This window comes from Phormidesmis priestleyi ULC007, assembly GCF_003003695.1.
In the GTDB taxonomy this organism is placed as follows: domain Bacteria; phylum Cyanobacteriota; class Cyanobacteriia; order Leptolyngbyales; family Leptolyngbyaceae; genus Phormidesmis_A; species Phormidesmis_A priestleyi_A.
The window spans coordinates 39,905-51,590 of the sequence record NZ_PVWG01000034.1; the positions used below are offsets into that span (position 1 = coordinate 39,905).

Sequence of the window (11,686 nt, forward strand, 5' to 3'; positions counted from 1 at the left end):
AGATGAGCGCACAGGCACCTTTGAAAGAACTGGTCAGACCACAAAAGCATAAGATTAAAGCAGCGGTTAAGCAGCGATTTAACGGGGCTTGTGCTTTTTGTGGATGCGTTCCTCGGTTTTTGACCTTGGATCATATTGTGGCTCGATCGAAGGGCGGGTTAGATGTGAAGTCTAATCTCGCCGCAGTTTGTCAACGCTGCAATAGAAGCAAAGGAAGCCGTCCGCTCTGGGAGTGGTGGCAAGCATCTCGCTGCTGGAATGAGGAGCGGGCAGCTCGGTTTGCCGCGATCGTTCTCGTGTGCAAGATTTAGCGATTAACTGTAGTTCCTCTTAGTTTATGTCTAGTGGTGCTAAAGCAGAGACGGCGGCTAGACCGATCACAAATAGTTGACGTTTCATGATGTAATCTCCTCAGGTTTGATTTCAGGGTTGATTGCGTTACTGGTAATGGCGACGATCGAGCCATGCTCGTACTTCTGCTTCAGAGTTAAAGAACATTTTGCGATCGAGAAGCGGTTCATAGCCTGTCCAGAAAAAATTGCCAAGCTTGTCTCTTGATTCATAGATCTTTGGCTCATTCGTCTTGAAAACTGATTCAAAGAAATTGATCAGAATTCGACCAAGATTTGATCCGAATCTGGAAAGTTTTTGGTTGCTGTAAAGCTTTTCAGCAATGAGTTCTAGCTTGTTGTAGTTTGTCTCTTTCACTTTCATGATGGTTTCTCCTGAGTATAGGTTAGCGATTGATCTTGAGGCTGCTCAGACAATGGTTTTGCCTCCAGCTTTGTCTCAATAGCGACTGCAAATTGACTGAGATTAAAGACAAGCGAATCCTGACGGACACGGGAAGCGGGATACCGTGCCGCGATCGCACAAAGTTTGCACATAGGTTTGACTCTGACTGGTTTAACGTGAATTCGATGAAGCTTTTCGCTACGGTTGCCAATCTGGGCTGCCCCCTAAATCCCCCAAAATTGGGGGACTTTGAACCTAAATTCTGGGCTTGAAGTTCCCCAGAATTGGGGGTTTAGCAGGGTGGTTTCATTGTCGTTAAAGAGAAACCGCTGAGTGGCTTGAGCCTGCTCCACCCTCCTCACGAAGTGGGGCGAAGCCCTCGCCAACCCTTCTCCCTGAATGGGAGAAGGGAGCAAAGAAACTTTCCGGCTCTCCTCTCGCCCTTGTGGGAGAACTGCTCATAGAGTTTGCGAGTGTTCGCACTCGGATCAACCCCTAACTCTTCACGCAACATTATTATGCAGCGTTGATAGGTCTGGAATGCATTGGCGCGATCGCCACTCAACGTATACAACTCTGTCAAAGCGGCATAGGCGACTTCATTCAGTGGATCGATTCGCAACAGGTGTTGGGCATAGCGAAGGGCAGCACTGTAGTCTTGTTGCGTTTACAATTGTTGGATCAGCCAGGTATAAACGCGAATACAGGCTTGATGCAGCCGCTCTTGTTCCGGTTCGATCCACTCGTCGTAGCAGTTTGGCAGCAGCTTTCCTGGGTAGACGAGTCGATCTATTTCAACTGCCCTGATCGAATGATTCCCCAAATCAGCCACAGTCCCAGAAAACTCGCGGCTGCAAACAAAACATCACTCACCCAGTAGACTTGACTCGATTGAGTATTGGCAGAAATAATGGCTGCTCCAATAATTAGCGACCCGACCACAACGCTGAACGAAAGCCGATTTGCAGACGTGTCTAGGGCCCGGCGAACTGGCTCTAGCTCTCTGACTGACAGATTCCACTGCAACGTTTCTGACGTGACGCGATCGAGCAACATCTCGACCTGACGCGGAGACTGCAACGAGAGGTTTTTGACATCCAGCACGGTTCGCAGCAGTGCCGCTAACGGGGCTTCTCCGACGATTTGACGTTGAAACACTTCCGTCATCATCGGACGAATTTTATTGGGAATATTGAAGTTAGGATCAAGGGTGCGGGCAATGCCTTCTAAGTTGGCGATCGCTTTTGCACACAATCCTAAATTGCCAGGAATGCGAATTTTGTTACTTCGCGCTATCTGTAAGACTTCGTAAACGAGCTTGCTAAAATTCACCTGCGAAATATTGAGGCTATAGTAGCGCCGCAGCAGTTGATCAAACTCGGTTTCGAGCTTGATGCGATTGACCGGGTGAGCCGGGGGAGCCAGTTGTAATACTAATTGAGTGCAACGTTTAGCATCGAGGTTGACGATCGACAAAATCAATTCCAGCAAAATTTGCTGAGTGCGTGGGTCGAGTCGCCCCACCATGCCGCAGTCAAAGAGCGCAATCCGTCCATCTCGCAGATAAAACAAATTGCCGGGGTGCGGATCGGCATGAAAAAATCCGTCGAGACAAATCTGCTGAAAAAAGGCTTTTAACAACAGCGTTGAAATTTCTTCGCGTTCTCGATCGGCATTGCCATCAAACGCCGGATTTGCAAAGTTAGCGGCTAAAAGCGGCACTCCGTCGAGCCACTCCATCACCAGCAGTTTCTCAGTGGTCAGATCCCAATTAATTTCGGGCACCGTTAGGCGATTTGGCTCGATCCAGCGAGAGGCTTGCAGATTGCGCCGCAGCAAATCGGTGTTGTGAGCTTCTTGAGTAAAATCGAGTTCGGCTCGCAGCGCTTGCGTAAATTCTTCGGCGATCGAGACAATATCGTAATATTGTCCAAAATCGGTTTGGGAAACGAGCCTGGCAATCAAGCGGATCAGGGCGATGTCTTGCTCAATCACAATCTCTAAGCCCGGACGCTGAACCTTGAGCGCCACATCTCGACCGTCTTTGAGCGTAGCACGGTGAGTTTGAGCGATCGACCCTGCCGCGACGGGTCGATAATTGACTGAGGCAAAGGTTTCTTCGAGCGATTGGTGCAACTGTTGCCGAATCACAATTTCAACTTCTAACCAATCAACGGGGGGCACCTCGGCTTGCAGGGCTGAAAGCGTGTCGATATATTCGGCGGGCAGCAGGTCAGGACGGGTGCTGAGGAGTTGTCCTAGTTTGACATAGACGGGTCCAAGCTCGACTAAGATGTTTCGCAAAACAGCAGGGGGCGGCAGTTTGGGTTCATCAACTTTGCCTCCGGTCAACAGCCGTCTCATATAGTCCCAGCCGTTGCGTAGCACGACTTCGACAATTTCGCCTTGTCGAGAGCTAGTTTGGACGATGCGTGAAAACATAGAAAAATAATTAAAACTTTAATTGAGCAATTCGTTAGGAATCAGTCTTCTCAAACCTAGCGTATGTAACGATTTTCAGCTATCTAACTTTTGAGACAGAGCAGGATAACTACTGGTTGCTTTTCTCATGGGGGTGTTCTCGATCGTTCATCTCTGCATTATCGATGAATTTGGTGTTGCAAGTAAGAGTTTAAAGGAAGGTAGGAAATTGATAAAGCGATCGCCATCTGCTACTTTCTGAGCAGGTCATATCTCCTTACCTTCTTGTTCTAAAATCTTTTATTTGTTAAAAACTTTTACTCTACTCGCCTTCCATGATGACTCAATGAACCAGCAGCCAATCTCCTTCCATCATTCTTGGCGATCGCTTTCCTATCCCATCCGGCGATGCATCCGCGCAGCAGCCTTGATCTGTTTGATTGCAGCTTTGATCGTCACAACTTCGCTTAGCGTAGTCTCGCAAACGCCACCTGTTACGACAGGTAAAGCTGCTAGCGCAGCAGTGAAATTAGATAACCAGCCTGTCTTTGTGATTCGCGACAAATCTCAGTTTGCCTCACTTGAACAACGGGCGCAGCGAGTTTCCGATCGATTGCAGCGTTTTGCTGATAACCAGTCAATTCCACTAGAGGCGATCGCAACTGCCTCGGTAGAAGGAAATTCTGTGATCTACGCTGAGGATAATATCTTAGTGACTGTCTCAGCAGCAGATGCAAAAGCAGCAGGGCTATCTCAGCAAGCGTTGACGAATGATTATTCGCAGCACATCCGGCAATCTGTGAGTCAGTACAGGCAAGAGCGTAGCGCCAGCTACTTGATCCGGGCAGCAATCATTGCTGTAGTTTGCACGATCGCTCTGATTGTGCTGTTGATCATTCTCAATAATGCAGTTCCTCATTTTCATCGCTGGTTAGATAGACAGCGAAACCGCCGGGTTCCGAGCTTGCAGATTCAAAACTTTGAGCTAATGTCCTCAGATCAACTATCAGATTTGCTGCTGGATCTGACCAGTCTGCTGCGGATAGGACTAATTCTAACGATTCTCTACGTTTATTTCTCGCTGATTCTCAACCTGTTTCCTCAAACTCGACCGCTTGCCAGCCACCTGTTTAGCTATGTCCGCAATTTAGGCGTGACGGTTTGGACTGCGTTTGTCAATTATTTGCCCAGCCTGCTGATGGTGGGGCTGATTGTGATTGCAACTTATTACCTGCTGCGTTTTCTCAAACGCGTTTTTGACGGGATCAGCCGCCGTGCCTTTTCAATTCGCGGGTTTTATCCTGAGTGGGGAGAACCCACTTACCGTCTGTTGTCTTACTTAATTATCGCGCTGGCGGTCATTGTCGCCTTCCCTTTCCTGCCTGGATCGAGATCACCTGCTTTTCAAGGGATCTCCCTATTTTTGGGAGCGCTCGTTTCGCTGGGGGCAACCGCAGCCGTTGCCAATATTGTGTCTGGCTTCATTCTGGTGTATACACGAGCATTTCAACTGGGCGATCGCATCCAAATCGGAGGCGTTTTGGGAGATGTTGAGGAAAAACTGGCACTTGTGACTCGAATTCGTACCTTAAACAATGAACTCGTGACGATTCCCAATGCTGCGCTCATGGCAGCCAATATTACCAACTATAGTGCTTTAGTGAGAGACAGCAATACGCCCCTGATTTTGCACACAACTGTTACGTTAGGATACGACGTTCCCTGGCGTAGGGTTCACCAAATTTTAGTTGAAGCTGCCCTTGCTACGGCGGATATTCTGCCAAACCCGTCTCCCTTTGTGCTGCAAACTGCTCTTACCGATTTCTACGTCAACTATGAATTGAGAGCTCATACCGTTCATCCTGAAAAGATGCCCGCCATCTATTCCACGCTTCATCAAAACATTCAAGATAAGTTTAACGAAGCAGAGATTGAAATCTGTTCGCCACACTACTCAGCGCTTCGGGATGGCAATACGACGACAATTCCAGGCAGTTATCTACCCCAAGACTATACTCCACCCAGGTTTCGAGTTGACTCGATCGATACCTCTGCCAAACTGGAAGATCATTCCGGCGATCGCCAAGTTTAGCTAGTGCAATTTTAGGAAACCTGCTTTGCAAGCGAATCGAGTAAGGGACAATCAAAATACTGACAAATTCGGACTTTCAGTTCTGGTGCAGTCAATTTGTGTGCAGATCCAGTGCCCAATTCGGATACTGTTCACTCAAGCAAATCAATCGGTTGCGTTGATGCTTTTTTAGCGCGTATTGCTCATCGGGTGAGACAATCCAAGCCTTGCCAAAGTTGCGTGGACTCTGATGCAATAGGGCGCGTAGTTGTTCTTGCTTTGCAGAATTGAACATTGGTTCCACCGTTGTCGGACAGGTCGATTGGGCTTGCAAACACTGGAGTCCGTCACGCTCAACCGCTCGAATCGTATTTCTCACCGTTTGCACACTACAGCCGAGTTGAGTGGCGATCTGCTTGGGGCGTTGATGCTTGGCACTTGAGAGCAGAATTTGACAGCGCCGTAGGATGAAGGCATCTCTGGAGCGTAATCCTTATTTGAGTGCCGTTCGTTCAATTGGACTCAAGGGGCAGACAAATAGAGGAGCTTTCATGATGCTTCTGAAAGATACAAGGGGGCTTCCCAAATTCACAATCAGAGTGAACTACTTCTGTCGAACTGACATTAAAAAAACAGAGCCAGGAAGCCTAATCATAGTCTCTTGGCTCTCTCAGATTAGGCTGAATTTGTCTAAACCATTAATGGTTGGCTTTCCTCGGTGGCTACTGATTCATCCGTAGGTTGTTTTACTCGCTCCAGCCACTTCTCAGCCTTCGAGTAGTTGTCCTTTTGCACCTGTTGAATCGCTTGCTTGAAGTTGAGCTGCACGCCCCACACATCGGTATGAAAACGGTGTTCTTTCTTCATCTGATCGAAAAACGCGGCGGCTTCAACGTGGGAGAGTTGACCGATCGTTTTAGCGATCGTCATAAACCCTTCAAACACATCGTCTGCCATCTTCGCGTCACCACAGACATAGTAATGACACTGAGGATGACTTAGCGATCGCCAAAGTGCTTGGGCGTTCTCTTGCATCAAGCCTTGAACATAGACTTTCTGGTCTGTTAAACGAGAGAAGGCAACTTGTAGATCAGTCAACACGCCTTGATTTTGCCAAGTAATCAGTTGGTCGCCGTAGAGGAAATCAGTATGATTGCGACAGCCAAAGTAGAGGCAAGCCTCCCCTAAGGTTGTTCCCTGCTTTTGCAGCGCTTCCCGATATTGTAGGAAGGCAATCAGCGGTGATACTCCAGTGCCGGGGCCGACCATCAGCATCGGGGCTTGAGCATCGATCGGGGGACGGAATCCAGAGGTGCGAACCCCAATGCGAACCTGAGAGCCAAGTTGCAGTCCAGACAGATAGTTAGAGCAAAGCCCCTGTCTCGTCTTGTTCGCATCCGTTTTGATTTGTAGGACTCCTACCGTAATTTGAATGTGCTGAGGATGCAGCAACGGACAGGAGGAAATGGAGTAGAGGCGCGGCTTTTGCTTGGGTAACAGTTCTAGCAAAACGTCTAACGAGATCGGAGCCGAAGGAAACTGATCAAACAGATCGGCAACGCTCATGCAGGTGTCGGTAATCGTCTTCCTGAGCGCCACACTGTCAGAATGATCTTCGCCCTGCCGCAAAATCTCTAGCCAGGTTTCTAAGCGATGCTTTTCTTGCGGATTTTGAGCAACGGAGTATAGGTACGCCAACAACTCGTTAAAGGGTTCGCGTAATGCCAGATCGAGTTCTTCAGAAAGTAGCTGAACAACCGTAGTCGGAACGGCAACCGGAGGCTGATCGTCTGTGGTCTGTCCATCGGGCGTGACGTACTGAGCTGTAAAGTAGGTGTTTGGAGAAACTCCAACTCGCGCACAGAGGCGATCGACCAGTTCCGGTGGATTGCAGGGATAAACGGCAACGTGATCGCCCGTTTCATACTGCAAGCTAGTATCGGCAATGTCGAAAGCGATGTAACGAGTAGAACGGCTGCCCGGAATCACTTCTTGCAGCAATTCGTCGTTGGCAATCACGGGAACGGCAATGCCACGATCGCCTGAAATAGCAGCAAGGGGCGGCAGATTCGTCTCGTCTAGGAAGGTCACGGCGAGTTTGGGAGCCGTTGCGCTTGCCGAATCGCCAGCGGTTGCATCTTCACCCAACACGCGAGAGATCAAGCCCAACCATTGCTTGAAGGTGTCTGCTTGACCTTTAATCTCATCCCCTTTATGCAAAGGAGCCGCGCGATTCGCTCCCGCTTTTGCTAAAGCTTTATCTACAGAAGTTCCCGCCGCGCAGAACTGCTCATACACGGTGCTGCCGATGCCCAATACAGAATAGTTCAAGCCACCGAGCGACCCCGCAGGCTGCTGTTTCAACCATTGCAAGAATCGCTTACCGTTGCTGGGCATTTCGCCATTGCCAAACGTCGAGGTGACAATGAGCAGCAGCTTCTCACTCGCTAGGGTTTCAACCGGGTATTCGTCGAGTGCCATCACTTTCGGGCGGAATCGCTGTAACTGCCGTGCGGCTTTACGAGCAAACCCCTCTGCGGTTCCCGTTTCAGAGGCGTAGAGAATCAAAATCCGATCTTGTCTGTCCCCGTCTTCATCCGCAACCGCCGTTAGTTTGTCCAAGTCGATGCCGTCTTCGATCGCCCACTGATCAGCGGCATGGTGATAGGCAGGCTCGAGGTAAAAATCGCGCATCTGGTGATGCCAAACCGGACAGGTACTGCCGCCTGCTGCCGGAACCACCCAACCGGAGTCCCCAGGGCATTCCCGCCCTGCTTTTTTCTCCCGCAAGTCGTGGGTGAGGAATTGACGCGATGCCGTTTGGTGATCGACCATTGTCACTTTCGCTTTCTGGAAGGAGTGGAGAATGGCCACATTGAGTTCTAAAGCCACCCGATCGCGCCACAAAGTCTGCTCAGAACTGGTGTCTAACTTCAGAACTTGGGCAATCTCCTCCATTTTGTTGTAGCGAGACTCATCGAGGAAATCTCGCATGATTTCGGTGTCCATATACCAGCCGTTGAAAGGCATACAGCCATACTGGATGCCGCCAATATGCACCGAGAAATTGCTGATCGCAGGAATGGCATACCAGCGCATCCCAATCTCTTTAACTTCTGGAACGGTAGGATGCTCAATATGCACTTCCAGCACTTCTTCTGGCTGCCAGTGATACATTTTTGGCTCCTGACCCGGAACCTCGATCACCAGAGGCAGAATGTCATAGGCAGTGCGGGGTTCTGACGGTTGCCAGCCAAATTTGATAATGGCATCGGTCAGACCCAGATTTGCCGCATCGCCCATGATGCTGCCATCAGGCATTCTATACGCCGCATAGCGATAGAGTTGCGAATTCCAGAAGCGCGAACCCCAGCGTTCTTTGGGCTGCTTGGGGCGGAAGACGGTCATCGTAATCTGCAAGTTGCCGCCGTTGGTTGCAAACTTGACGTGTTCCTGACATTCGCGGAACATCTCATCGGGGTCAGTAATGTGGCGACGATCGCGCACCACCATATTGTTCCAGGAAATTCGCCCGACACACTTGGAGGCATTGCGCCACGCAACCTGAGTGCCATACGCCAGTTCTTCATAAGTGTGGGCGTAGGTTCCCGTCGCGTTGACTTCCTCACGAATCTCTTTCCAGCGGCGCTCTTTGTCCTCCAGTTCCCATGCCTGTTCTGACGAAATCAGATCAAGGAACTGCTTGGCTTTTTTGAGAATGCGCTCTTGATTGAGCATCGGTAGCTTAATCACGCCGACGACGCGATCCATCAGCGTTTGCCATCCGTGCCGTAACTCTGGGGTAAAGTCTGTCAGGTACTTCTCAAATAGGGTAAATAGCGTATCTGTAATGGCAGGATAAGCACACGTCGGAACTTCCGCAAAACTGTGAACCTGTCCTAAAAAGCGCAGTTCTTGCAACATCTCCTCACTGCTGCCGCTCCGCAGACAGCGCACCAAAAATTCTAGCGCTTGAAACAGGTGCATCGACAGATGATCCATATCTGCCCGTCCAAAAATCGGCAACACGGAGGGATAATTCTCAAACAGGATTTGGTAAAACTCCATCCCCATTTGCTGCTTGTTTTGACCAAACACCTCCCAGCAAGCTGCCATCTCTTGCAGCATCTCTGGCGGCAGAGCATCATTGTATCGACGTACTGCCGCAGTCATCGGCAGAATAATATGAGTATCAAAGAATTTGTAGAGGGCAGAGTTTGCGCCTTTTTGCAGATCCTCGCGATCGTACTCCTCCAGATACGGAATCGATGGCAGCATCCACATCCACACCTGCCGCGCCTTGATTCAGTGCTGCGGACGTAGCCCGATTCCTGCAAAAAACTTGCCGTAATCCTCAACCGAATCCAGTCCATCGCCTTTTTCAGGCGGGATGCCCATCAAAGGTTCACCGACGATATTTTGAGTTTCGGGCTGAAGCTGGTGGATCGCGCAGTCAAACAACTCATAGAAGAAGTCGTTCATGCTATCGATCGCTTCCCCAAACAGATATTCAAGATCTGGCTCTTCTAGCAACAGCCGCTTCAGAAACGTTTCCATCTCTAGCTCTTTCCACGCCCGTAGCTTGTTCCACACGTCTTTGACGATCACTTCGTCCTGTGCAGTCAGTGGTCGGGACTGAGGTAGATCAATCTCCACTTTTTCTGCCGTGCCTTTGCGACGACGAAACCCATTCTGCTGACTGAAGACTGCAACCGTGCTGCTGCTGGCTTCACTCGTGCTTTCGGTCAACCGGACTTTCAGCTTTAGCTGCGGGGCTTGTTCCCAGGTCGTAATCGGAAACGCTAGATCGGCATTGGAGTCGCCGTTTAAAGACTCCTGGGTTGTAAAGGTCACGGTGCCCGCATCCTGCCAGGGGTTGCTAATATCGCCTTCCCGATAGCACAGAGTAAGGACGATCGTGCAGTCTCCCTGATTCTTTAATTCTACTAACCAGCTTGGCTGCATTCGGGAAAATAAATCCTTTTGCAGTAGTGATTCACCTTCCTGGGAGAGAAGCTGCACTCGGCACTTATACTTATAATGACTGGAAGCAGGAAACTCAGTAGCAGAGACTTCGGTCAGATGTACAGTTCGCGCACTGTTGAGAATTTGAAGATCAGGCATCTTGTAAGTTCAGAAGGAGCAGAGGAACCCGAAAGATTGTGAGATAGACACAAAATGTCTAAGTGTAATCTATCGCAAGTATTAAAACAGTGGGGAAGTTGTTTTCAGTCTTTTCCAAAACCTCCGAGGTTTGCGTAAGGAAATCCATCTTCAAACAAAAATTCTTTGGAGTTTGAAGGACGGTTAGCCGTGCGATCGAGCCACTCCCAGATCGAAAAAAACGAGCTAGTGTGAAAGAGGCTCCTCTGGGGTAAAAATCTTTGAACTAACGCGAGGCATGGGGATGAATCGCTTTTTGAGTGTTGCAGGAAAGCTAGTAGGTGGGTTGTTTCTATGTGGCGGCGGCACGGTGTCGATCGGGCTGCTGCTAGGTATGGCATTGTGGCATCCGACAGGTTGGGCATTAGCGGCTCTGTGGATACCAACCGTGATCTTTGGCTTGGCACCCTCCGCAGTGGGCGGGCTTCTTCTCTACGGCAGCGCTAAAGCACATCGTCACGCACTGCGAGAACGGTTTTTCCAGCTTTTGCAAGTCAATCGCGGACGGATTTCTCTACTCGATTTTGCGACTGCGACTCGGTTAGAACCTGCGATCGCGCGTCGTCATCTCGATGATTGGGCAAAAGTCTGCTCTGCCAGCTTTGAGGTGACCGATGGTGGAGACGTTTACTATGTTTTCTCGGCTGACCCGATCGCGCTTCCAGGTGATCCAAAAGGGCAGGAGTTTCGTCGGGCAGTTCGTGAGTTTATCCGCTCTTGGTAACGGTTTTTGTTGGGGTAATGCCTTGGCATTAAGGAAACCTCGATCGTCAGAAGCGATCCAGGTTTTACAGACTTGGTGGCGATCGATAAGAGTCCCTGAACTGCGAGAAACGGAATTAAGGGCGATCGCAACAATGTTGTGGAATGATGCTGCGTTACCCCTGAGGGGAACTGCGTAGCAACTACTCTTCTGTTGTCTATGATTGTTATATATGTTGGCTTTGTTGCATAAATAATCTAATCAGGTCTGAGGATTAGGAAAAATCTTTCACGAACTGGCACGACAGAAGGAGTGTTGGATCGAAGAAGGGCATTTATGTGCAGATCACGTGCATAGACTGATCTCGATTCCGTCGAACTATTCCGTGTCTCAAGGAATGGGCTTTATCAAAGGCAAAAGTGCGATCGCGATCGGAACTGTGGCAGGAAGCGGAAGAACTTTAATCTTTAGTGATTCGACTTACACAATCTTCAAGGATCTGAACTCGACTAACCCCTAGTAGAGAGTCAAGGTTGAATTGAGGGATAAAGCCGCTTCAGTTTGACGCGAGCATCTGCGGTGGTAAATCGCCA

General features: G+C 49.6%; 9 protein-coding genes and 3 pseudogenes. 4 read left to right on the top strand and 8 right to left on the bottom strand.

The window, feature by feature from the left end; translation table 11 throughout:
• Positions 1-2: 2 nt before the first annotated feature.
• A complete protein-coding gene (locus C7B65_RS20105; RefSeq protein ID WP_073074426.1) occupies positions 3-311 on the top strand; it encodes an HNH endonuclease in 309 nt (102 codons plus the stop codon).
• Positions 312-438: 127 nt separating this feature from the next.
• On the opposite strand, the gene C7B65_RS20110 is transcribed toward C7B65_RS20105, so the two are convergent.
• The 4 genes and pseudogenes from C7B65_RS20110 to C7B65_RS20120 all read right to left on the bottom strand — a co-directional run bounded on the left by C7B65_RS20110 (position 439) and on the right by C7B65_RS20120 (position 3,177).
• Positions 439-714 (bottom strand): hypothetical protein, encoded by a 276-nt coding sequence (locus tag C7B65_RS20110; protein WP_073074427.1) that lies wholly within the window; start codon positions 712-714, stop codon positions 439-441.
• A complete protein-coding gene (locus C7B65_RS27995; protein ID WP_181314454.1) occupies positions 711-887 on the bottom strand; it encodes a hypothetical protein in 177 nt (58 codons plus the stop codon). Before C7B65_RS27995 ends, C7B65_RS20110 begins: the two co-directional genes overlap by 4 nt.
• Before the next feature lie 206 nt (positions 888-1,093).
• Positions 1,094-1,378, bottom strand: a pseudogene (locus C7B65_RS29665) (bacterial transcriptional activator domain-containing protein); the annotation flags it as partial.
• Positions 1,379-1,524: 146 nt separating this feature from the next.
• Positions 1,525-3,177 carry an ABC1 kinase family protein gene (locus tag C7B65_RS20120; RefSeq protein WP_073074429.1) on the bottom strand — a complete coding sequence of 551 codons (1,653 nt, stop codon included), beginning with the start codon at positions 3,175-3,177 and terminating at the stop codon, positions 1,525-1,527.
• Between the two features lie 325 nt (positions 3,178-3,502).
• On the opposite strand from C7B65_RS20120, the gene C7B65_RS20125 reads away from it, so the two are divergent.
• On the top strand, positions 3,503-5,248 hold the full coding sequence (locus C7B65_RS20125) for a mechanosensitive ion channel domain-containing protein (RefSeq protein WP_083583140.1): 1,746 nt from the start codon (positions 3,503-3,505) through the stop codon (positions 5,246-5,248).
• A 91-nt stretch (positions 5,249-5,339) separates the two neighbouring features.
• Here C7B65_RS20125 and C7B65_RS28860 read toward each other — a convergent pair whose 3' ends face one another.
• The 4 genes and pseudogenes from C7B65_RS28860 to C7B65_RS28500 all read right to left on the bottom strand — a co-directional run bounded on the left by C7B65_RS28860 (position 5,340) and on the right by C7B65_RS28500 (position 10,351).
• Entirely contained in the window at positions 5,340-5,522 is a 183-nt protein-coding gene (locus tag C7B65_RS28860; RefSeq protein ID WP_244913248.1) for a hypothetical protein, read from the bottom strand.
• Positions 5,523-5,615: 93 nt separating this feature from the next.
• Positions 5,616-5,696, bottom strand: a pseudogene (locus tag C7B65_RS29670) (hypothetical protein); the annotation flags it as partial.
• A 221-nt stretch (positions 5,697-5,917) separates the two neighbouring features.
• Entirely contained in the window at positions 5,918-9,505 is a 3,588-nt protein-coding gene (locus C7B65_RS20135; protein WP_219898666.1) for a nitric oxide synthase oxygenase, read from the bottom strand.
• Positions 9,506-9,532: 27 nt separating this feature from the next.
• Complete coding sequence (locus tag C7B65_RS28500; RefSeq protein WP_219898667.1) at positions 9,533-10,351, bottom strand: hypothetical protein; 819 nt, start codon at positions 10,349-10,351, stop codon at positions 9,533-9,535.
• A 283-nt stretch (positions 10,352-10,634) separates the two neighbouring features.
• Here C7B65_RS28500 and C7B65_RS20140 point away from each other — a divergent pair, with 283 nt between their 5' ends.
• Both C7B65_RS20140 and C7B65_RS20145 read left to right on the top strand, forming a co-directional pair.
• Positions 10,635-11,114 (top strand): hypothetical protein, encoded by a 480-nt coding sequence (locus C7B65_RS20140; protein WP_073074431.1) that lies wholly within the window; start codon positions 10,635-10,637, stop codon positions 11,112-11,114.
• A gap of 253 nt (positions 11,115-11,367) precedes the next feature.
• Positions 11,368-11,550, top strand: a pseudogene (locus C7B65_RS20145) (transposase); the annotation flags it as partial.
• Positions 11,551-11,686 lie beyond the last annotated feature (136 nt).